The organism is uncultured Porphyromonas sp. (assembly GCF_905372525.1).
Classification (GTDB): domain Bacteria; phylum Bacteroidota; class Bacteroidia; order Bacteroidales; family Porphyromonadaceae; genus Porphyromonas.
The window spans coordinates 1-22,833 of record NZ_CAJPPN010000039.1; the positions used below are offsets into that span (position 1 = coordinate 1).

The 22,833-nt window shown below is 52.3% G+C and carries 18 protein-coding genes; 5 read left to right on the forward strand and 13 right to left on the reverse strand.

All coding sequences use genetic code 11. The features are described 5' to 3' along the window. Window positions 1-315: 315 nt before the first annotated feature. Window positions 316-2,313, forward strand: coding sequence for a DUF262 domain-containing protein (locus QZ170_RS07335; protein WP_297179311.1), 1,998 nt, complete (start codon window positions 316-318; stop codon window positions 2,311-2,313). Further along, window positions 2,300-4,831 carry a DUF262 domain-containing protein gene (locus QZ170_RS07340; RefSeq protein WP_297179314.1) on the forward strand — a complete coding sequence of 844 codons (2,532 nt, stop codon included), beginning with the start codon at window positions 2,300-2,302 and terminating at the stop codon, window positions 4,829-4,831. Before QZ170_RS07335 ends, QZ170_RS07340 begins: the two co-directional genes overlap by 14 nt. 111 nt (window positions 4,832-4,942) lie before the next feature. Here QZ170_RS07340 and QZ170_RS07345 read toward each other — a convergent pair whose 3' ends face one another. From QZ170_RS07345 to ribD, 8 genes are all read right to left on the reverse strand, one after another. After that, window positions 4,943-7,984 (reverse strand): PD-(D/E)XK nuclease family protein, encoded by a 3,042-nt coding sequence (locus QZ170_RS07345; protein ID WP_297179317.1) that lies wholly within the window; start codon window positions 7,982-7,984, stop codon window positions 4,943-4,945. A 36-nt stretch (window positions 7,985-8,020) separates the two neighbouring features. Next, complete coding sequence (locus QZ170_RS07350; RefSeq protein WP_297179320.1) at window positions 8,021-8,269, reverse strand: hypothetical protein; 249 nt, start codon at window positions 8,267-8,269, stop codon at window positions 8,021-8,023. Window positions 8,270-8,297: 28 nt separating this feature from the next. Further along, window positions 8,298-9,302: an SPFH domain-containing protein gene (locus QZ170_RS07355; protein WP_297179323.1), complete on the reverse strand. Its 1,005-nt coding sequence runs from the start codon at window positions 9,300-9,302 to the stop codon at window positions 8,298-8,300. A gap of 12 nt (window positions 9,303-9,314) precedes the next feature. Beyond that, the gene (locus QZ170_RS07360) at window positions 9,315-10,706 is read right to left on the reverse strand and encodes a hypothetical protein (RefSeq protein WP_297179327.1); all 1,392 of its coding nucleotides are present in this window, start codon (window positions 10,704-10,706) and stop codon (window positions 9,315-9,317) included. A gap of 37 nt (window positions 10,707-10,743) precedes the next feature. Then, window positions 10,744-11,616, reverse strand: coding sequence for a tetratricopeptide repeat protein (locus tag QZ170_RS07365; RefSeq protein ID WP_297179330.1), 873 nt, complete (start codon window positions 11,614-11,616; stop codon window positions 10,744-10,746). A gap of 159 nt (window positions 11,617-11,775) precedes the next feature. Then, complete coding sequence (locus tag QZ170_RS07370; protein WP_297179332.1) at window positions 11,776-12,321, reverse strand: hypothetical protein; 546 nt, start codon at window positions 12,319-12,321, stop codon at window positions 11,776-11,778. A 105-nt stretch (window positions 12,322-12,426) separates the two neighbouring features. Beyond that, window positions 12,427-13,764 carry an NADP-specific glutamate dehydrogenase gene (gene gdhA / locus QZ170_RS07375; protein ID WP_297179334.1) on the reverse strand — a complete coding sequence of 446 codons (1,338 nt, stop codon included), beginning with the start codon at window positions 13,762-13,764 and terminating at the stop codon, window positions 12,427-12,429. Window positions 13,765-14,273: 509 nt separating this feature from the next. Further along, window positions 14,274-15,296 carry a bifunctional diaminohydroxyphosphoribosylaminopyrimidine deaminase/5-amino-6-(5-phosphoribosylamino)uracil reductase RibD gene (gene ribD, locus QZ170_RS07380; protein WP_297179354.1) on the reverse strand — a complete coding sequence of 341 codons (1,023 nt, stop codon included), beginning with the start codon at window positions 15,294-15,296 and terminating at the stop codon, window positions 14,274-14,276. 30 nt (window positions 15,297-15,326) lie between these two features. Here ribD and QZ170_RS07385 point away from each other — a divergent pair, with 30 nt between their 5' ends. The 3 genes from QZ170_RS07385 to QZ170_RS07395 are packed head-to-tail and all read left to right on the forward strand — an operon-like array spanning window position 15,327 to window position 17,429. Further along, window positions 15,327-16,229, forward strand: coding sequence for a HemK/PrmC family methyltransferase (locus tag QZ170_RS07385; protein ID WP_297179336.1), 903 nt, complete (start codon window positions 15,327-15,329; stop codon window positions 16,227-16,229). Further along, the gene (locus tag QZ170_RS07390) at window positions 16,226-16,720 is read left to right on the forward strand and encodes a regulatory protein RecX (RefSeq protein ID WP_297179338.1); all 495 of its coding nucleotides are present in this window, start codon (window positions 16,226-16,228) and stop codon (window positions 16,718-16,720) included. Before QZ170_RS07385 ends, QZ170_RS07390 begins: the two co-directional genes overlap by 4 nt. Next, complete coding sequence (locus QZ170_RS07395) at window positions 16,710-17,429, forward strand: phosphoribosyltransferase family protein (RefSeq protein ID WP_297179340.1); 720 nt, start codon at window positions 16,710-16,712, stop codon at window positions 17,427-17,429. Before QZ170_RS07390 ends, QZ170_RS07395 begins: the two co-directional genes overlap by 11 nt. Before the next feature lie 27 nt (window positions 17,430-17,456). Here QZ170_RS07395 and dinB read toward each other — a convergent pair whose 3' ends face one another. The 5 genes from dinB to rplM all read right to left on the reverse strand — a co-directional run bounded on the left by dinB (window position 17,457) and on the right by rplM (window position 21,524). Further along, window positions 17,457-18,536 carry a DNA polymerase IV gene (gene dinB, locus QZ170_RS07400; RefSeq protein WP_297179343.1) on the reverse strand — a complete coding sequence of 360 codons (1,080 nt, stop codon included), beginning with the start codon at window positions 18,534-18,536 and terminating at the stop codon, window positions 17,457-17,459. Between the two features lie 158 nt (window positions 18,537-18,694). Continuing rightward, the gene (gene tsf, locus QZ170_RS07405) at window positions 18,695-19,519 is read right to left on the reverse strand and encodes a translation elongation factor Ts (RefSeq protein WP_297179344.1); all 825 of its coding nucleotides are present in this window, start codon (window positions 19,517-19,519) and stop codon (window positions 18,695-18,697) included. 169 nt (window positions 19,520-19,688) lie between these two features. Further along, the gene (gene rpsB / locus QZ170_RS07410; protein ID WP_297179347.1) at window positions 19,689-20,513 is read right to left on the reverse strand and encodes a 30S ribosomal protein S2; all 825 of its coding nucleotides are present in this window, start codon (window positions 20,511-20,513) and stop codon (window positions 19,689-19,691) included. 153 nt (window positions 20,514-20,666) lie between these two features. Continuing rightward, window positions 20,667-21,053, reverse strand: a complete 387-nt coding sequence (gene rpsI / locus QZ170_RS07415) for a 30S ribosomal protein S9 (protein ID WP_297179349.1) — start codon at window positions 21,051-21,053, stop codon at window positions 20,667-20,669. A 15-nt stretch (window positions 21,054-21,068) separates the two neighbouring features. Continuing rightward, window positions 21,069-21,524 carry a 50S ribosomal protein L13 gene (gene rplM / locus QZ170_RS07420; RefSeq protein WP_297179352.1) on the reverse strand — a complete coding sequence of 152 codons (456 nt, stop codon included), beginning with the start codon at window positions 21,522-21,524 and terminating at the stop codon, window positions 21,069-21,071. Window positions 21,525-22,833 lie beyond the last annotated feature (1,309 nt).

Here is a 22,833-nt window from a genome sequence, read left to right on the forward strand (position 1 = left end):
GGAGGGTAAAGTGTACACGTGTGTACACTACTGTATACCCACGTGTATACAACTGTGTACACGCGTGTACACTACCTCGCTCTAAGTATGAGCTCAGTAGAGTCCTCCCGCATTGGCTTCCACAGAGCTAAGGACTAGGCACTCCCGTTAAGCCTAAGCCTTTCTTGGACATGATATTATCCCCACAGAAAGGGACAAGGGGGAGGGGGATACGATGAGAGCTGTATCTCCCGCCCTACGTTGTATATTCCGTGCTCGATTGTATTTCTCAGAGGAAACCCTTTCCTTTGTAGGCACAGTATCACAGAAATGCATATGAAACAGCGCCAACTGTATTTACGTAGCATCCGAGAGCTATTCGGATTACGGTTCTTCATCCCAGCCTACCAGCGAGGATATCGATGGACAAATGAGCAAGTGACGGCACTCCTTGATGACATTCTCGAGTTTGTACAAAGACCTACGGAGGGTACGGATGCAGGGAGCTTCTACTGTCTGCAGCCTATCGTCGTACGTCAGGGTACTGATGATAGGGGGACATACTATGAGGTCATCGATGGACAGCAGCGCCTAACGACTCTCTACATCATCCTAAAGTACTTCCAGCCACAGCTAGAGTTCCTCAGATACGGTCTTCCTGAGCTGTACACCCTAGAGTATGAGACGCGGCAACAGGGAGCGTATGATAGTAAGCAGTTCCTACAGCGTCTGGGGAAGGAGGTGACTCAAGAGGAGGCTGATACCAACATAGACTATCACTTCATGTATCAGGCCTACCAATCGGTGGGGACATGGGTTGGTTCGAAAGATAACTTTCACCAGCATATGATACCTTTCCTGAATGCGCTCGCCCTATCACCATCCGATAATGATAAGACAAAGCTATCCAATGTCCGTATCATCTGGTATGATCTGGGAGATGGCTCGAAGGAAGAATCCATACAAGTCTTTACTCGTCTCAATATCGGTAAGATCCCCCTCACCTCAGCTGAGCTCATCAAAGCTCTCTTCCTACAGAAGCGCAACTTCGACCCAGCCCTTCTTTCGCTCAAGCAACTGCAGATAGCGACCGAATGGGATCAGGTCGAGCAAAGACTGCAGCAGGATGAGCTCTGGTGCTTCCTAACCAATGAGAATGAGCCCCTAATGGCGGGGAGCACTCGTATCGATCTACTCTTTAGTTTGGTCAAGGGGCCAGATGATCGTAGAGACACCCTAGGTCCATTCCTTTCTTATTCTAAAGAGCTTCTGGATGAAGATCAAATCGGTAGGGCAAAGTATATCGAAGAAGAATGGCTCAAGGTCAAACACTGCTATCTCCGCCTAATCGAGTGGTTCACAGATCGCCAGCTCTATCACTATATCGGTTTCCTCATACAGACCCATGATACCAAGAAGGAAGACTATCGAGCCCTGCTACGGGAACTGCTATCTACTTCTCGGGAGAAGAGTAAGACGGACTTCTTGAAGGAACTGGAGGAGATGATAAAGGGGCGACTACCCCAGAAGAAAACACTCAGCGAGTTGACCTACTCTGCAGATAGGAAAGCTATTGAGCGGATACTCTTGCTCTTCAACATAGAGACCCTGCTACAGGAGGATAAGAGTGAGGCACGCTTCCCAGGGCCAACGCATGGAAGTACTAGGGGGCTCCTGCTGCAGGAGAATAAGAGTGAGGAGGATAAGAGTGAGGCACGCTTCCCCTTCCACCTATTGAAGGGACGTTGGAACATTGAGCATATCTGCTCTGTCGCAGATGACATCACTCCCTCTAAGCGTATCCCTAAGAATAAAAGGGGAGATTGGGCTAAAGATCTTATTCCCCTCTTCCCCGATACCAATCAGCCCACCCATGGAGCGAAGAGAGAACAAGATGTACAACAAGAGACTGGGCAGATTATACGAGCCAAGCTAGAGCTAGCCAAGGGCACCAAGGAGTACGACGATGAAACCTTTGATAGGCTCTACGGGGAGGTCGCTAGGTGGCTCCACGAAGGTGATCAGATAGAGGAAGAGGATAAGGATGGCCTAGGCAACCTTGCTCTACTTGATGAGCAAACAAACAAGAGCTATAAGAATGCCTCCTTTGCTGTGAAGAGAATGACCATTATTAACCTTGATCGGCGAGGACGCTTCATTCCTATTGCGACAAAGAACCTCTTTCTCAAGTATTACACGAGGTCCCCGATGAGCATGCTCTATTGGTCTAGTATGGATGCCAAGGACTACCTCAGCGCCATAGGAGAACAACTAAAGAAATTCTATCCTACAGATACCCCCGTAACAAGCGATCAGAACGATGACAGCAAATAACTCCGCCACTGGAGAGGCTGGCGTACGCCTTTCCTTCTACCAGCTCCTCGCCGAGCGGGACTATATCATTCAGATTCCGATTATCCAGCGAGACTATACTCAGGGGAGCGATCGGCACCAGCAGGTACGCGATACCTTCCTTGATACTCTCGCCTCTTACCTCGAAGAGGGACTGCCTCATCGAGACCTAGACTTCGTCTACGGGAGTAGTAGGCGCATAGACGACGTGACCTATTTTATCCCTCTCGATGGCCAGCAACGCTTGACGACGCTCTTCCTCCTGCATTGGTATTTAGCGCAGATTACACCAGATCAGGATCTTTGTGACAGACTCCTCACAGCTCTACATAGGGCGGATGGTCTAGCCCGCTTCACCTATGAGACGAGGAGCAGTAGTCGGGAATTCTGTGACTTGCTGATTAGCCCAGAGCACAGCCTGCGTGAGGCGCTTCATCCCGTCTCTGAGCCAGTCCAAGGGGGGCGGCGGATCTCTCGTCTCATAGAGGATGCTTCATGGTTCCTACGCTCCTGGAAGCTTGATCCTACGATACAAGCCATGCTCCAGATGCTCGATGCGATAGACCGAAAGTTTTGGGATAAGGAGGAACATCTGGAGCTCCTCATGAACGTAGAGAGCCCCGTCATCACCATGCTCTATCTCGATCTCGAGGAATTCAAGCTCACGGATGACCTCTATATCAAGATGAATGCCCGAGGGAAGCAACTTACCCCCTTCGAGAACTTCAAAGCGCAGTATGAAGATTATCTAGGAAGGGTACACCCAGACTATAGGATAGACTTCGAGCAGAAGATCGATACCAAGTGGGCAGACCTCTTCTGGAACTACCGGGGTATAGACGGGAACGATACCTATGATGATGAACTAAGTAACTTCATCAAGGCTATCTTCGCTGGAGCCTATGCAGAACGTAAAGACTCGAGTAGGGAGAAACATGCGGAAACTCTCAAAGAACTCATCAGTGCTAATAAGTCCATCCCATTCAGTATCTACAAGGAGAGCGTTCTAGTCGAGGGAGAGACAGCTAGTGATACCCTGATCAAGGCACTTGATACTCTCTGCAATGGTGATAAGAAGATCAAAGAATGCCTCTCTAAGGAGGATCGCCCATATTATAAGGAGCACGAGGTCTTCGAGAATGTGCTGCGAGACAGTATCACCTCCTATAGCGAGCGTATTAGTTTCTATGCCTACATCCACTACCTGATACGCTACGGGGCGGGTGCCCCCGAGGGACTTCATGACTGGATGCGCCTGATGAGCAATCTCTATCACCAGGAGAACATCCCCTTCGACAGTCCAAACCACTTCATAGCAGCTGTGAAGTCCGTGCAGGAGTTATTACCCTATGCCGACAAGATTATAGACTACCTGTCCACCGAGAAGGAGATCCCAAGCTATACCTTCCGTTGGCAAGGGCTGGAGGAGCTCGTTAAGGCTCGATTGATTAAGCGAAGTCCGCAGTGGCGTACGCTGATCGAATCGACTGAGGAGAACCCTTACTTCACGGGGCAAATAGGTTTCCTCTTAGACCTTGCGGGTATCTATACCTATTGTGAGGGACATGCCGGTAGCTGTGATTGGACAGAGGAGCAGGATCAAGCGTACCAGCGCAAATTCAGCTACTATGCCGAGGCTGCCAAGTCTATCTTCTCCCAGAGCTATGCTGATCGGACTAAGCCCACAGACTATCTCTTTGAGCGCGCAGTACTCTCAAAAGGAGGAAAATATCCCATTTGGGGGACAGCTAGGCGGCGTAATCTACTTTCTACCTGCGAGGTGGGTGGAAACATTCGACGAGACTTCAGTTGGAAGCGTCTATTCCGTGTAGTGCCGGGTGAAGAAGATGGGAATAAGGAAGGTAGAAAGGAGGTCCAAGCTGTCTTCGATGATCCCCTATTCCAAATCGAGAACATCGAGGACTCCCTGAGAAAGATCTGCTCCCAATGCCCTAAGACAGAGTGGTATTATCCTCTAGTGGTTTCTAAGGAGTTGATCGAATATTGCTCCAAGGGATTTATCACCTTCCATACGGCTGGAGACTACTCTTCCAAACTAAAGGATCACCAGATCTTCCTACTAGGAACGACACAGATGAATGGTAGGCATGTAGAGCTCTACTCCTACTACATTTATCGCCATATTCTAGAAGAGAAAGACTGCCTATATAGAGAACAAACTAGCACTGATGTCCTCTGCGAGGTCGAGATGAGGAGAGAAAAGAGAGAGAAGCACGTGCTGACGTTATTCTTTGATGCACAGGAAGGGCACTACACTCTGAGCATTGAGTATAGGAAAAGGGTGGATAGTCACCCCTCTCATTCCCCCCTACAGACACAGCTTGAGGAGATGGGCTTCTCTTGGTGCGACGAGTACTCTCGCTATCATATGCCCTACCCCGAGCCAGGTGCACTGGGGACAGAGGGCACACTCCCAGAACGTGTCGCTCGTCGGCTAATAGAGCTCAGAGATGAGATTCGTAGCCTAGGGAAGGAATAGCGTAAATCTGAAGGTAAGGAAGAAGACAAAGAAAGAGAGAGGAGAGAGTTCGTCATGATGCGAACTCTCTCCTCTCTCCTTATTTCTAGGGCATTATATTAGCCGGGAGCACTAGCGTCCACAGCTAGAGGCGAAGGGACAATAACTACAGACCTTCTGATCATCCGTTTGGCGGAAGGGGACGCTAGGGTCGAAGAGCTCTGATAAGACCTCTTTCATGAACTCCTCAAAGGTTCCTTGTACCTCAGCGTAAGGACGAGGTGTAGTATTCTTCTCGTCGCTATCGGGGAGCCTGACCAATGGATCGAAGCGCTCGGTAGAGACCATGAGCCCCTCCGTCCCCCTAAGCAAATAGATGGCTGGATAGAGACTCTGTGCAGGCTGACCACTATTCACCGAGAAGGCACAATAGATGAGAGTCTGTACAATAGCTTTGTATTTCGAGTCATGGAGGTCAGCCCAGAAGGGTAACTTGAGCTCTGCCCCCCCGGTCTTATAGTCTACGACACGGATACGGACCTCACTCCCATTGCCCTCACCCTTCATCTCGAGGCGATCCATGCGGTCAATTGTCCCCTTGAAGTAGACCGTCTGACCATCTCCTAGGGGGAAGGTCGTCTTGCCACCCTGCTCACTACCCAGATAGGTAAAGGGCGTGATCCGTATGTCATACTCGATAATGGAGCGGACATAACTCTCGATCATCTGACAGTAGATCAAATCAAGCCCCCCGAGCGCTGCCCGTTGTCTCTGCCCAGTCTGTCTCTGAGGCTGAGGATAGATCACCTCTAGGTATTGCTCCTCGATGATGGAGCGTACTTGCCCACGCATCTGCTCAAGGGCACCTTTGGTCACCTCTCTCCCTACCCGATTATAGATCTCCTCCATCGTGCGGTGCAGTACCGTACCGAAGTCGTTACTCTGTAGAACTATGGAGGGCTCCTCTGGCTCCCTGAGTCCCTCGATCACCTCATAGTAGAAGCGCAGAGGACAGCTGATATAGCTATTGAAGCGACTTGGGGAGAGCGTTTTGCCATCGGGCTGGAGGTATTTATTCAGCTCCGTCATGACCGTCTCATCCTTTGCTTTCTCGATAGAGGCAAAGGATCGGCGACTACTACTTAGCTCCAGGGTGGAGGTCCTCACCCCCACCCCATAGACATAGCGAAGGAGGCCGATGTAGCGACTCTCTTCGCCCCCCGATCGCTTCGTCTCGGCAGGGGCAACGACGAAGATAAGCCGTTTGGCACGAGAGATACTCTGAAAGAAGGTATAATCCTGTCCAAGGTCATCTGTACCGCCAATAGGCAAACCAAAACCTCGCCTTAGAGTAAAGGGTATCAAGGTAGAGGTGTACTTATTGGGAGGCAGTACCCCCTCCTGAGCCGATAAGTAGATCATCGTATCGAGATGGAGAGCACGTGTCTCTAGGAGCCCCATGACTTGTACTCCTCGAAGGGGGTCTCCCTCGAAGGGGATCGTGACGGTATGCACGAGTTCACTCAGGAGATGCATCACCGTAGGGAGCTTAAGCACATCAAGGTGAGGGGTTAGAAGGCCTCTTAGACGCTTGACAAGGCGTAGATAGTGATAGATGAACTCTATATCGAAGGCAGAGAGATGCTGCCCCTCATCCTGCCCCTCGACCTCCTTTATTTGATCCTCCAGATAGACCCCATTCTGCTCCTGAGCATGCACTCCTGCTACTGAGGGAGAGGAGACAGAGATCAGATACTCTAGGATCTGCTGGATGCGATCCAGCAGGGAGGGGGCGGAGCGTACGGGCTCCAGAAGTAGGTGCAGGAGGGGAGATGAAGATGAGGGTGAGGAGGACGAGTCTGTCTCGTACGAGGATAGGAGCTCTGGTATGGGATAGAAGAACTTCTTCCGCTTACGTACCCTGTCGATTAGCTCTGAGGCCTCGGGGGCATAGTCTAGGACTAGCCTCTCGCTAAGTAGAGCGATCAGTTGATCTGCGGGGAGCGCCCCTCCCCTCCTGGAGGCAAACTCTAGGAGGGAAGACCACCGCTGGAGCAGGAGAGCAATGGGAGTCCTGTCTAATGGATAGCCGAGGGTGATGTTGATATGCTGATAGGTCTCTGGGATCGAGCTTGCAGTAGGGAGTAGGAGGCCTTCGTCTGGGAGGACAATAGCCGTATTTAACCCTTCGTCCGTGGGAGAGACCTGAGCCCGCTCGAGGATGAGAGGGAGTCCCTTGACTTGAGCCATGAGGCTCGCACTATGTATGACCTCTACCTGATCGGGCAGGCATGGAGCCATGGGGTCGTCCCATGGACCCTTGACTTGGCCAAAGTCTCTGATGAGGTCGGATAGATAATGATGCGCAGGATGCTGCTCATCCTGCACTATCTTCACGACCCTATCCCAGCAGAACTCAGCCTTGTCTCTAGTCCTCAGTCGATGAAAGAGCTTTCGCTCAGCCTCTGTGACATGGAAGAGTCCGACGAAGACTAGACGTTCGCCCTCTGCGAGTTGGTCCACTGCCTCGTCACGCCCGTCAGCTACAAGCCGATAGAGATGCCCCTCATAGGTATATCCTTGCCGAGTAAGTCGCTCGTTGAAGGCTCCGTAGAGAGGCTCTAGGCATTCCCAAAAGGATAGGAAGCGAGTCTTGTATTCACTACTCTGCCCCCCTACTCCTTGGTACAACTGTGGTATGCGTCCCCAGAACTGCTCGATCTCTCGCTTCATCTCCTCCGAGAGGTAGCTGAAGTCATCCGTCATCTCCTTGAAATCCCTTAGGTTGCTATAGAGATGATGTATATTGATCAGATACCGATCACAAGTATCGAAGTCCTGAAGGATGATATTCCCCCAGTAGACGAACTCATCGAAGTCTTCACTCGTACGCCTCTGGGCTTGACATACCTCTTTATATGCTTCGTATAGCTCGAAGAGGAGTGCGACCTTATCCAGAATCTTCAGTCTAGGATATAGCCCCTGGATCAGCTCGGACATCGTCTGCGTCTTGGGCGCGAAGATCGGGGTATCCTTTGCCTGCTGGGCTAGATAGTGCCGAAAGAAGGTCTGTGAGCGCTTCGAAGGGAAGATAAAACGGAAAGGAGATGCATCGCCCCGTAGCTCATCAAGGTAATGACGAGCTACGGACGCGAGAAAAGGCTCTAACGGCATGGATGGTGGGCTAGAGAGGTCGGAGCGAAGAGGTGGCTAGTACTTGTTAGGCTTAGCAGGGTTACCCTTCTCTGCTTCATAGCGCTTCTTCCCATGGTCTCCAAAGAAGAAGGGGAGAATTAGCTTCAGCAGGACGATGGTCAGGAGGATAATACCTCCTGTGACGAGGATCTTGACTAGACCACTATCGTCAATGGGGAGGTGAACACCCCACATCGTGAGCGTATAGTAAAAGACGGTAATAAGGATAAGGGTTGTGATGATACCACCGAATAGATACTTCATCTTATGTATGTGTTTAGGATGATTTATACTAAAGTTCTTTGAGGAGCTCTTGCTTCTTTATATCGTAGTCTTCTTGGGTAATGATACCCTCATCGAGGAGGATCTTCAGCTTACGCAGTAGGTCTAGTCCCTCGGTCTCTGTACCAGAGCTGGAGGTAGCTGCAGCGGTGGTGACCTTACGCCCGAGCTCTAGCCCCACCCCCATCTGTATACCAGCTCCCGCTAGGCCGCCTTCGTTGCGGGCGGCATCACGCAGAGCCTGTAGGCGCTGCATCTCTTCGTAGCTCAGCCCAGCCTCGGAGGCCGCTAGAGTATCGGCAGTGACATCGGAAACCCGAGCGATGCGCCTCAGCGTACCTTCGTCGAACTGTGTGCCACTGACCCGGACATCGGTGAGCTCCAGACCAAGCTGGGCAAAGACGGGGGAAACGAGCTCTCGTAGTTTGTCTGATAGCTCTATGAGATGAGCATCCACTTCGATGTAGGGATACCCACCCTCGTGAATGATCGTTGCCGCAGCCTGATAGGTACGCTCTAGGAAGATCTCACGCAGGGGCTCCAGCTCATAGCCTTCGCTATTAGTCCCGATATAGGTCACGAAGAAGAGCTGAGGGTCACTGATCCTGAAGGAGTAGGTCCCATTCATCCCCATCTCGACAGGTATCTTATAGACCTTGTCCATGAGCTTGATGGGTGTAGATGTCCCCCAGTAGACGTTCGTCACATGTGACGTGCGGAAGAAGTAGATCTGGAGCTTGTGCTCACTCTCCAGCCCTTGATGCAGACGCACAAGAGTCGTCACGAAGGGGTGGTTATCCGTCCTAAGGAGAAATGAACCAGACTCTGTGATGACCTCTACGATCTTCCCCTCATAGACGAGTAGTGCCCCCTGCCCTGGAGCGACAATGAGCTTACTAGCATCCTTGATCTCATCGAGCTTGGAGGGGAAGCGATACCAGAGCTGCTCCGGCTCTGGCGACTTCCATTCGATTACTTGGGCGAGCTGCCCTCTGAAGATATTTAAGAGTCCCATATCGATCGTTTATTACTTCCTTTGTTCGACTTCAGCGCTCTCCAGCAGAGACCGTGTTTCTTGTACATAAGCAACTGTACCTGTCTTGGAGAACTTCATGCAAAGGTTATATCCGACTAAGATATATCCACCGCCATAGGGCAGGGTCACGTCATAGGGGAAGAAATGCTCTGCACCGCTATCTTCCTGATATGTCCATTTCACCTCTGCGGTACGTGCATCCAAGCACTGATAGATGCGAGGGGCATCTTTGTCTATGGTCGGGCGGTAGGTGATGAAGACTTGATTGTCACCATAGTGGAGTACCTCGGGTGAGAAATAGTAGGCATCAGGGGTGAAGTTCTTATAAGAGACTAGACGTGAGCGTTGCTTGCTCCAGTCTGAGATGAAGACCTTGCGATAGGGGTCACGATCAGTAAATATCCCTGATCCACCGTAATCCTTCTGCCACTGGAAGCTGGGCTTATTCTTGGGATAACCAACCTGCCAGCGATACTGATACTTGACGAGCTGGATGAGTTCTTCTGTATATTCGGAAATGCTGATCGTAGAAAACTGGAAGGCGGTATAGACCTGAGGATTGGGAGGCATTGCCTCATAGGCATTCCACAGCTCATTCTCTGTATAGATTTTCTTGAGGACTGGGTAGAAGATGTACTTCTTCCCAAGACTTGTCATCAGAGTGAGCCCATCTGGATCACTATGGTTAAATTCTATCTGAGAGATACCTTTGGCTAGCTCCTTGACTTCGGGGAACTCTACCTGGGGTACTATTTCCCGTAGCTCATAGTTCCCTCGGTTTACTTCATAGATCTTTCGATCATTGATGATGAGGTAGATTCGGCCATCAGAGAGCTCCTGTAGCGTAGCTTCTTCTAGGCTCTTTAGATCTGTGAGCTCTTGTACCTTGAGGAGTTTCTTTGTTTCGGGAGAGACGGTCACAGCCAAACGGGTCTCTTGCTCTCTCCCATCTCTTCTTCTCGACATGCGCCGGGTACCTATCCCCATGATGACGGGTTGTCCCTTGCGGTCTAGGAAGGCGGTAACTTCTTCCCAACTCCAGAAATACTGTTCCTGATCCTCATCTGCCGATAAGGCTCTCTCCAAGGGAGATTTTATGGAAGGACGTTGGAGGAGACTACTGATGAAAGGGGTGACAAAGACGAAGAACAAGAACACGCCCGTCACTAAATAGACGTGCTTCTTGTACTTCTTCAGGAAATCCTCTTCTAGGGCAGGCCCTGTACCCCCAGGATACTCATGTCTATGATGGATCGTAATGTCATCACTGTCTAGCCAGAACTCCGTCGAACAGCTACGACAGCGATAGTGATCTTCTCTGATCTGATCTACTCGTGTACTCCCACACTGAGGGCACTTGATGGTCTTTATCGTCTTAGACATTGGGGCACTGTAGTCATTAAGTTAGTCGATCCCGTGGCTATTGTATCCCGATATTCCGCTCGCGGGCCTCCGCCTGGCGAAGGTCTTCCTGAGCCTCTTTCTTATTGCCCAGTGCTTCATTGAGCTCGGCTCGCAGACGATAGAGCGTTGCAGGAGCCTTCCCTCGGGCATATTCAAATGCGAGGTTGATGTCTCGCTGAGCAAAACCTCGCATGCCACGAGCAAGGAACATCCGTGCCCTACCCTCATAGACCTCAGCATTACGGGGGAGTTTATCCGTGAGGTAGCTATAGAGTCGCTCTGCCTCGTCATAACGTCCTCGCATGGTCTCTAGGAGTGCATAGCCGATACGAGCCTTGAGTGACTCTCCGTTACCCTCGATGATGCTCTTTAGGTCATTCTCTGCTAGATCATACTCTTTCATCAGTAGGTAGAGCATGGCACGCTGGTAGAGGTAGAGCTCATTCCGTGGGTGAGCTGAGATAAGGAGAGCGAAGTCTGTGAGAGCAGCCTTATAGTCCTTCCTACGGACAAAGAGTTGCGCCCTATTATAGCGGGCAGTAGGGTCACTCGGGCTCTGCTCTAGGGCTGCACCAAAGGAGAGTAGTGCCGCATCCGACTTACCCTGCAGGAGCTGAAGTCCCCCAAGGTTGTTTAGGAGCATCGCCTGTACCAACCCTCGGGGAGCAAGGCGAAGTGCCTCCCGCAGATAGGTCTCGGCACGAGCATAGTCACCTAGATTGCCTGCTACGAAGCTAGAGTCAATCAGTGCTTCATAGCGAGAGAGACTATCTAGGCTAGGAGCCCGATACCCCATAGCATGGAGTGACCCAGCACCCAGGGAAGCTAGGAGCAGGGTACCAAGGGCGAGACAAACTAGGGCTGGATAATATCTCATTCTACGATCCATTGGTGTTCTATCTATTTCTACACCAAAGATACAACACCTTGAGTAATTGACCATAAGCCACAGCGACGGGGAGACGATACTCATAGCCTAGGCTTATGGGGCGGGGGCTCTGGGAATATTCCCCCATACCCCCCCTCTCCCATAGCCTAAAGAGGCTAACTACAGATCTACACCGATCTTGAAGGAGAGACCTCCGATAGAAGAGGTATTCTTCTCCTTCCCAAACTTATACTCCGCAGCCTGATGCCCATAGCCTAGACTTAAGGTGACCATCTTGACTGCAAAGCCAGCTGCGACGGAGAGGTAGACTCCATTGACTCCCGTCGGGCTCAGTCCAAGTGCATAGCCAGGCTTGAAGTCTACGAAGGGCGTGAACCAAGTGGTGCCGGTAGGGACGAAAGCTCGGACATTGGCATAGATAGGGAATGTCCAGAAGTCACTGATCCCATCGAACACCGAAGAGAAGTAATTGACCCCTGCACCGCCGCCGAGGAAGACATATCGGCTGAACTTTACCCCAAAAGTAGGGAGAAGCTCAACCCGCTGCCCGAAGGGATCGTTTGCCATACCTATACCGAGCTCACAAGTACCACCATACTTGGGATACTCTAGGTAGGAGGCATAGGGGCGGGGGGGGATCTGCGCTGCTACCGTCCACGATAGGCCGAGGAGGAGCAGCAGACTAAGGATTAACTTTCTGTGCATCTTGTGTGTGGTGTGTGTTTGACGTACTAAAAGTCAGCCCACAGCTAAGCCCTAGAGGGAGCTGTGGGCTGACTTGGTTAAGAGTAAGTGCTTAGAGCAGGTATCTTAGAGGACACCCTGCTCGAGCATGGCTGTAGCTACCTTGAGGAAGCCAGCGATGTTTGCACCCTTGACGTAGTTGATGTAGTCTCCTTCGCGACCATTGACGACGCACTGCTCATGGATGTCGCTCATGATCTGATGGAGCTTAGCATCTACTTCTTCGTTTGTCCAAGAGAGGTGCATAGCGTTCTGGGACATTTCCAGACCAGAGGTAGCTACACCACCTGCATTGACGGCCTTACCTGGAGCGAAGAGCATCTTCTGTGCTACGAAGTACTCAGCAGCCTCGGCGGTACAGCCCATGTTCGAGGTTTCTGCTACGATCGTGACCCCATTAGCATGGAGCATCTTAGCGTCGGCTTCGTTCATTTCGTTCTGGGTCGCACAGGGCATAGCGATGTCTACCTTCTGTTCCCATGGCTTCTTGCCTGCGAAGAACTGAGCCTTAGGGAACTTCTTGACATAGTCAGAGACGACGTCGTTACCGCTGGAGCGGAGCTCAAGCATAGCTTGGAACTTTTCTTCTGTATTGATCCCATCGGGGTCGTAGATATAACCGTCAGGGCCAGAGATGGTGACGACCTTTGCTCCTAGCTCTGTAGCCTTCTTAGCTACCCCCCAAGCGACGTTACCGAAGCCCGAGATAGCGACAGTCTTGCCCTTGAGCTCGATGTTGTGCTGCTTGCAGATGTGCTGTACGAAGTATACTGCACCGAAGCCCGTGGACTCAGGACGTAGGCGAGAGCCCCCGAAGGTGAAGCCCTTACCAGTCATTGTACCCGTGTGCTCATTGGCTAGACGCTTGTACTGGCCATACATGTAGGCCACCTCACGACCACCTACGCCGATATCCCCTGCAGGGACATCCGTATCGGGGCCGATGTAGCGCCATAGCTCACGCATGAAGCTCTGGCAGAAGGTCATGATCTCACGATCGCTCTTGCCCTTAGGAGAGAAGTCTGCGCCTCCCTTACCACCACCCATAGGCAGTGTCGTCAGAGCATTCTTGAAGGTCTGCTCGAAGCCGAGGAACTTCAGGATGGAGAGATTGACTGATGGATGGAAGCGGATACCCCCCTTATACGGGCCGATGGCATTGTTGAACTGTACACGGTATCCAATGTTTACATGGACCTTGCCGGCATCGTCGATCCAAGGTACGCGGAAGGTGATGATACGATCAGGCTCTACGAGGCGCTCGATGATGGATGCCTTCTCGAACTCAGGGTGCTGGTTGTAGACTTCTTCTACAGATAGAAGGACTTCCTTCACAGCCTGGAGGAATTCCTTCTCCCCAGGGTGCTTTGCCTCTAGAGAGGCCAGAATCTCAGCGGATTTCATAACTGATTGGTCTTATAGTTTGAAGTGCATGGCTCGGAAGAGCCCTTAATTCACCAGCAAATATATGCAATGATTTCCGCCCCAGCAAATATCCTAGATGTCGCATGTAAAGGACAAAATGACACCTTAACAGGCATTTACGAAAACACTGGAAATATTCCGTCTTTTCTTCCACAAAGACTCCATACGTTAAGAAACCTCCTCCATTTTATACATCCCAAGACCTCACGAAAGACCCCCTCAGTAATAGGCTCCAGCCCCCGTCTTGTCCCTTCCCCCATACGCCAAGAGCCATAGATGAGATGCTAGGGGATATCATGTATGAGGCCTAGAAGAGACCTCTCTCATGGTATCCTCACGGCCCCTAATGCACTGATAGGTCTCCTACCCATCATGATATATTAAATGAGCGAGTAGCGTAGCAGATAGGGCGATATCGTCTCCTCCCCATATGCTATGCTGCTCTCTAGTAGCATAGATCCTATCCCGTTGTGCACCCAGCTAAGGGGTCAGCTCCGGTACCCCCGGAGGGATGGAGCTGATACTCCCTGCCCCAGAGCTCGGGGAGAGACCTCCAGTTGAATATCATCATAGAGCCCCCGAGCGATGAAGCTCTCGAGAGTGGCACTTCCTCCCTCGATGAGGAGCGACTGTACCCCCTCCTCCATGTAGAGAGCTGCGAGGATCGCCTCTGGGGTAAGAGTCTCTCCTGCTATCGCTCGGTAACGTACGTGTGCCCTACCCGGCTCTGGATCTGAGGGAGGGGCTTCTGAGGCTAAGTGTAGGACGAGTGTGGGGCTGGTGCTGTCGGTGAAGACTCGCAGATCTCGTGGGAGCTGGAGCCGTGGATCGAGGATGACCCTCAGGGGGGAACGCCCATACCAAAGCCGATTGCCCAGCTGTGGGTCGTCCAGCAGAGCGGTACGATAGCCCACGAGGATTGCATCGTGGGCTTGACGTAGCTGATGGACTAGACGCTGGTGAAGAGGACTGGAGAAGACCTCGGGACTCTCCTCACGAGAGGAGCGTACCCGATCCATGTAGCCATCGATGCTTTGAGCCCACTTGAGCGTGACATAGGGGCGATGAAGTGTGTGTGCTGTGATGAAGGCTGCGTTTAGGCTTCTGGCTTCCTCCTCCAGCAAGCCCACCGAGACCTCTACGCCCCCCTCATCTCGTAGATGCTGTATTCCCCGCCCCGAGACGGCAGGGAAGGGATCCTCTATCGCCACTACTACCCTCGGGATGCGCTCGCGGAGGATGAGCTCCACACATGGAGGTGTCTTGCCATAGTGCGCGCAGGGCTCCAAGGTTACGTAGAGCGTACTCTCGGGCAATAGGTGACGCTCTCGTACACTAGCCACGGCCATCACCTCTGCATGTCCCTCGCCGGGGCGATGATGATACCCCTCTCCTATGATCCGCCCCTCGTGGACGATCACGGCTCCCACCATAGGATTGGGACTCGCCGTTCCCACCCCTAGGGAGGCGAGCTCTAGGGCTCTACGCATGAAGATCTCATCACACTCTATCATCTCTTATCGCTATATTTGCTCTATAAAATGAAAACAATCAGACAACTAGAGGAAGAGGCAATCCTTCGCCTAAGTTCAGAGTATGAGCCCGCAGAGGCTCGGGAGATAGCGAGGCGTCTCATCGAGGATCTACGGGGCTTGCGACGTACGGATCTACTCCTCCTCACTGGCAAAGATACGCTTTTGTCTCCCGAGGAGATCACACTTCTAGAGAGAGCTCTCCATAGGCTCGAGGCAGCAGAGCCCCTACAGTACGTCTTAGGCAAAGCCTCCTTTCTCGGGGGGGAGCTCCAGGTCGCCCCTGGGGTGCTCATCCCGAGGCCAGAGACAGAGGAGCTTGCCCAGCTCATCCTCCAGCATCCCGAGGCTTCCTCTTGGCGACGTCTACTAGACGTAGGGACGGGTAGTGGGTGCCTTGCGTGGGCACTTGCCAAGCACCTCCCCCAGCTAGACCAAGCTATTGCCCTCGAGGTCTCGAGCCAAGCGATCCCCATCGCTCAGGAGAACTTCCGTCGGCTCTATGAGCAGAGCGGACGAGAGGTCTACCTGTGGCATGAAGACCTCTTTGCCTTAGTCGAAGCCCATACTCCCCCGCCTACCCCGCTTGACTTGATCGTAAGTAATCCCCCCTATATTCACCCAAGCGAAGCAGAGGATATGACAGCGCATGTCCTGCTGTATGAGCCTCACCTTGCCCTTTTTGCCCCCGAAGAATCCCCCCTAGCCTACTATACAGCTATTGGCCAGCTAGTCCGCCAAGGCTACCTACGCTCTGGAGGAAGCCTTTGGCTAGAGCTCAATCCTCTCTATGCCGAGCAGACCCGGACAGCTCTCCTACATATAATAGGTAGCGAGCAGGCAGAGGCAGAGCTCATCAAGGATATGAGTGGTAAGAACCGCTTCCTACATCTAACCTATCACTCGGCATGAGAAGCAAAGCCCTGACACCCGAGGAAGCCTATATACGTCTTGCCCACCTCTGCTCGGGCTCCGAACAAGCTCCACTTACACTAGAGAGAAAGCTACTGCGCTGGGGCATAGACGAAGATGAAGCAGAGGAGATCCTAGAGCGACTGAAGGCAGAGGGATTTATCAGTGAGAGGCGCTTTGCAGTAGCCTTTGTACGAGACAAGTACCGCTTCAATGGTTGGGGGCCTCTTCGCCTAAGGAGCGAACTCAGACGGCTGGGTATCCCTACCGAATTCATTGACGAAGCCCTAGAGGAGCTAGAGGAGGAAGAAGAACATTCGACCTACGAACAAGTGGTGGAGCTTCTAAGGAAGAAATACCGTACGTTCCCCCAGAGCTTGGAGCAACGCAAAGCCTTCGATCGACTCATGCGTTATGGGCTCTATCGAGGCTATGAGTACGAGGAGGTCAGAGAAGCTACACGGACTATCCTAGGAGACGATGACGACTAAGAGGCATCTTCTTCGTCTAGGCTCCATTCTGCTGGACGTCGTATTCCCTCGGCTCTGTGCAGTCTGTGGTCTTCGCCTAGGCAGTAACGAGAGGTGCGTCTGTCTAGAATGCGGACTAACCCTCCCTCGCTATAGGGAGGAGACCTATGCGGCTAAGGAACGTCTTCTGGGTTCTCCCCTCGTCCGGAGCCTCTCGGCTCCCTTCACCTATCAACACCAGTCAGAGTCACACCACCTCATCACAGCCCTAAAGTACAAGAGCTACCGAGAGGTAGCCTCCTTCGTCGTACGCACAGCTATTACAGAGGGGTGCCTTCGATTCAGCCCTGAGGATATAGACCTAATCTTACCGGTGCCTATCGAGGAGGGACGACTACAAAAGCGGGGATACAACCAAGCTGGTCTACTCGCTCAGGCAATGAGCCAGCGACTTGGTCGCCCGTGGAGTGAAGACTACCTCCTCCGAAGGAGAGGTAGTCATTCGCAGACAGCCTTTGGGAGGAAGGAACGAATGGAGAATGCCCATAGAGCCTTTTCTCTTACCCCCGATGAGACACTCAAGGCATCCCTACGAGGAAAGCGCATCCTGCTCGTAGATGACCTACTGACGACGGGCGCAACCCTGCTGACGCTATGCGACCTACTCGAGGGTTGTGGTGTCAGGGCTGTGCATGTCTTCGTTGCGGCCGTAGCGATTAAGAGGTATTAGCAGGTATTGCGTGTCTTCACCCAGGCCTTAGTCTGGGAATTGGATCCACTGCTGCACCCACATCCCGGGACGTAGCTCCTCGCTAGGATTGGAGATCGTAAGCCCCAGAAGGCGTACTGGGTGCTCCGTATAGTCTAGTCCCCTCAGGAGCTTGAGCCCGAGACGCTGGATCTCCTCTAGCGTAAGAATCTCCTGCAGCTGTGAGGTCGAGCGAGAGGCGATGCTGAAGTCTCCATACTTGACCTTCAGCGTGAGCGTGCGCCCGAGGAAACCTTTTCGCTCCAAACGATGAGCCAAATCCTCTGCCACCTGTAGCAAGTGTGTCTCGAGGACGGTGGAATCACAGGTGTTGTCCAGGAAGGTATGCTCACAGCCCAGAGACTTACGGATACGCTCGGCCTCGACAGGGCGCTCATCTATTCCCCGTGCAAAGTCATAGAACATCTTCCCTGCCCGGCCAAAGTATCGCTCGAGCTCGGGGAGACTGCGCGCCCTAAGATCTGCTCCTGTATGAATACCTAGCTCCAGCATCTTGCGCTTGGTGACCCGCCCCACTCCCCAGAACTCCCCTATAGGCAAGTTCGCAATGAAGTCCAAGGCCTGGGTCGGATGGATCGTACAGAGTCCATTAGGCTTGCGGGCATCGGAGGCGACCTTGGCTAGGAACTTATTATAGGATACACCAGCCGAGGCTGTCAGCCCTAGCTCTGTAGCTATACGCTCCTTGATCTCTATCGCTAACTTCACCGCTAGGGACTCCCCTCGTTTATTATCTGTGACATCTAGGAAGGCCTCGTCCAGCGAGAGGGGCTCGATCCGATCTGTATAATCCCTAAAGATACGATGGATAGCTGCCGACACCTCTCGATACCTCTCGAAGTGTACCTCCACAAAGATTAGCTGAGGACATAGCCTGCGAGCCTTCGCTCCAGGCATAGCGGATCTCACACCATAGCGACGAGCCTCGTAGCTCGCAGCACAGACCACCCCTCTAGGCTCTGAGCCCCCGACAGCGATCGGTAGCCCCCTCAGCTCGGGATGATCATGCTGCTCTACGGAGGCAAAGAAGGCATCCATATCGATATGTATGATCTTGCGATGGCTCATGTAGCAGGATAGGAATAAGCTACTAGCTGTGAATGAGGGAGCGTATGTAGGGTGTAGAGATACTTGCCAAAGAGGAAGAGGCTACGCCATAAAGCAGAGCCTTATGACGTAGCCTCTATTATAGGCTCATCACCTATTAGGCGATGGAGCGAGTGGGATTACTCAGCAGAGAGCGAAGCACGCTTGAAGGCCGTGACCGTAAGGGTCTTGCTCTGTGCCTGGAGGTACTGCTGGATATTCATCTTGTTGTCCTTGACGAATGCCTGCTCTAGGAGCGTATTCTCCTTGTAGTACTTTTTCAGTGCACCCTCGGCGATGTGCTCGATGATGTTCTCGGGCTTACCTGCCTCACGAGCCTTGTCACGTGCGATAGAGAGCTCACGCTCCTTGATCTCAGCGGGGACGTCGTCCTCGGTGATACCAGCAGGGTTCATAGCAGCAATCTGCATAGCTACGTCACGAGCGACCTGAGCGTCTACAGCTTCGTTGAAGGCTACGATCGTAGCTAGTCTATTACCTGGGTGGATATAGGAGATAGCGTAGGCCCCCTTGACGAACTCGTAGTAGCCGAGCTCCATCTTCTCGCCCGTCACACCACTGCGCTCTGTGATGTGCTCCTGTACGGAGCGACCATCCGCGAGGGGAGAGGCTAGGAGGTCTTCCTTAGAGATCTCGGGCTTGCTCTTTGCGACCTCGAGGACGGACTTAGCCAGAGCGATGAAGTCTTCGTTCTTAGCGACGAAGTCTGTTTCGCACTTGATCTCGATAGCCACTGCGTAGCCCCCTTCGTGGGCAGCTAGGATGCACCCTTCTTCAGCTTCACGGTCGGAGCGCTTAGCGGCCAGAGCCTGACCACGCTTACGGAGTAGTTCGATTGCCTTTTCAAAGTCGCCGACAGCTTCTTCGAGGGCCTTCTTGACGTCCATCATCCCTGCCCCTGTGAGCTTACGGAGCTTGGCGATGTCTTGGATTGATACAGCCATTGTATTGTATAGCTTGGATTGTGTTTGACTTTAGTCTCTTGTGACAGTACCGATAAGGCACGAGGATGAGCGGCATGGCGCTCACTCATCCTCGTCTCTTATAGATGCTGTTGGCTTCTCCCCCTAGGGGTGTCTCATCTGTAGAGGATGAGGTCAGGGGAGAGGGGCTTTAGGCTTCCTCTGTTGTCTCAGCAGGGGTAGCTACAGCCTTGCGAGAACGGCGAGCACCGCCGTTGCGTGAGCGTCCGTGCTCGATACGCTTTGCGCCCTCTTCGTTCTCGTCCTTTTCGTCGCCCTTACCCTCAGCCTTACGTTCCTGTAGGCCTTCGGAGATCGCAGCACATACGGCAGAGATGATGACCTCTACAGCAGCGGTGGAGTCGTCGTTGGCTGGGATGATGTAGTCTACGGGGGTAGGATCGCTATTGGTGTCCACAATAGCGAAGACAGGGATACCTAGGCGCTTTGCTTCAGCTACTGCGATGTGCTCCTTGAGTACGTCTACGACGAAGAGAGCAGAGGGCAGACGCTTCATGTCAGCGATAGAGCCGAGGGTAAGCTCGAGCTTAGCACGCTGACGTGAGATCTGAAGCTTCTCACGCTTGGATAGATTATCAAATGTACCGTCAGCAGTCATCTTGTCGATGTCGCTCATCTTCTTTACGGCCTTGCGGATCGTAGCGAAGTTCGTGAGCATACCGCCTGGCCAACGCTCGGTGACGTAGGGCATACCTACAGCCTTAGCGAGCTCGGCTACTGCGCCCTTGAGCTGCTTCTTGGTGGCAACGAAGAGGATCTTCTTGCCGCCCTTAGCCATAGCCTTAGCGATCTCTGCTGCTTCGTCTACCTTTACAACAGTCTTGTGAAGGTCGATGATATGGATACCGTTGCGCTCCATGAAAATGTATGGAGCCATACCGGCGTTCCACTTACGAGTGAGGTGCCCGAAGTGTGCACCAGCCTCTATGAGTTGGTCAAATGAAACTCTTGACATGATTTCGTTTACGTTCTATAAATGTAACTGGATTACTTTCAACTGCCTGGTAGGACAGGGCTCCCACGCTAGGGGGATGGCTGTAGCTCTAGGCAGTTTAGATACTAAACGCGAGATAACATCCCTCAGGCCACCAGAGCCTGAGTCGGGATATTAACGCTTGCTGAACTGGAAGCGCTTGCGAGCCTTGGGGCGACCTGGCTTCTTACGCTCGACGACACGAGAGTCGCGGGTGAGGAAGCCTTCTGCACGGAGGGCTGACTTGTCTTCTTCGTTGATCTTGACGAGGGCACGTGCGATAGCAAGGCGAGCAGCTTCGCTCTGACCCTTGAACCCACCTCCCTTGAGGTTGATCTTGATGTCGTACTTCTCTACTGCATCCAGCGTCGTCAGTGGCTGACGGACGATATACTGTAGGATGGAGGAGGGGAAGTAGACAGAGATGTCACGCTTGTTGATCGTGATCTTCCCGCTACCTGCGGATACATACACGCGGGCTACTGCGGCCTTACGACGGCCAATGGCATTGATCAATTCCATGAGTCCTTATCGTTACTACTTGAGCGTGTTGAGGTCGATGAGACGTGGCTGCTGAGCTTCGTGCTTGTGCTCTGCCCCATCATATACGTAAAGGTTACCTAGGATAGCTGCACCGAGGCGGTTCTTAGGTAGCATCCCCTTGATTACCTTACGGAAGAGGCGATCAGAGCCCTTAGCCTGCAGGAAGCGGGGGCTGAACTGACGCTGCCCACCTGGGTAGCCAGAGAACTTGAGATAAACTCGGTCGTCCCACTTTCTACCAGTGAGGACTACCTTGTCTGCGTTGATTACGATCACGTTATCCCCACAGTCTACGTGAGGCGTGAAGTTGGGCTTGTACTTGCCACGGAGTAGCTTGGCGATCTTGGAGCATGCACGGCCCAAGCTCAGACCAGCGACATCCACGACGACCCACTCCTTGGTGACGGTAGCCCTGTTCGCAGAAACGGTCTTGAAACTTAAAGTGTCCATTCCTTCTGTCTTGTTGTTAAGTTAAATTAGACGAAATGCGAGTCTTTATGAACTGACTTTGCCTTGTCGCGTGGTGCGTCATAACGAGTTGGACACAGACACATCACACATTACTCTCCCAGTACTGGGCGATAAGGCTCTGTCAATCCCTCAGCTCGCAAGCGATACTATTTGATAAACAGCGCACAAAAGTACAAAAAAACAAGCAACTAGACAAACGACCCAGAGAAGATGCATAGACGCTATAGAGACTGGAGGCTAAGTAGTCGAGATGCATGCACTCGAGATAGAAGAGATCTGTAGCCAAAGAGTATCCCGATCGAGCGTACAACTACTAACTAAGAAGGGAGTTGTGTACACGTGTGTACACTACAGTGTACCTGCGTGTACACAACTGTATACACACGTGTACACTGCATCGTCCTAAGTATCCCCCCTTGTAAAGCCCATGCATGCTCTCCTCGGGGCTAACGCCTAGACGCCTCAGAGATGTGCCTAAGACTCCCTAGAGATGAAGCAAGCCCCCCAAACGACAAAGAGACGGAGAGCCTCCTAGGTGATAAAGACAGCTCAGAGCAGACTAAATCATCACCTCTACATCCGGCATATCTAGAGGGCTCTGGAGGACATACCGAGAGCGGGATAGTGGACTCGGTATCATCGCCCTCGTCACCTATGTAAGGTGATGGAGGCGAACATACCGAGTCCTCACTAGGGCTCATTACTAGTCCTCTGAAAAGCCCTCAGAATGGGCTCTACATCCTAGCCATAACATAGCCGATTTAGATACTTCCCCACCTACTCCTAGTCAGAGAAAAGAGAGACCCTATAGACAGAGCCAGAGAGGAAAACCCATAGAGACGCTCAGAATGCCTAACACGAGAGCTATTCTATTATATATATTAAAGGTACACGCGCGCGAGAACGAACTTGGAAATATGAGGAGAATATTCTACATTTGCCCCATAGGTCATGAGTCTGTAGATCATGGCTAACACTGAGAATAAACACTGCATCACCATAGATATCACTAGATGAGTAGATGTACATACAACGCCCCCTGAGAGCTTCACCCGACACTTTGGTCTAGGGGTATGAGCACTCACAGCACTCTCACGACTATGAATACCCAATCACTACAAGGAGTTCCCTAATGCCGATACCCAATCTACACCTCCTCCACAGCTTAGATATATAGAGCTGTCCTATGCTTTGCTAAGCACCAACAGCCGAATACTACACGATACGATACCGTCATGAAGCGACTCCACCTCATCCTCCTCTGTGCCCTACTGGCACTGCACTCGTC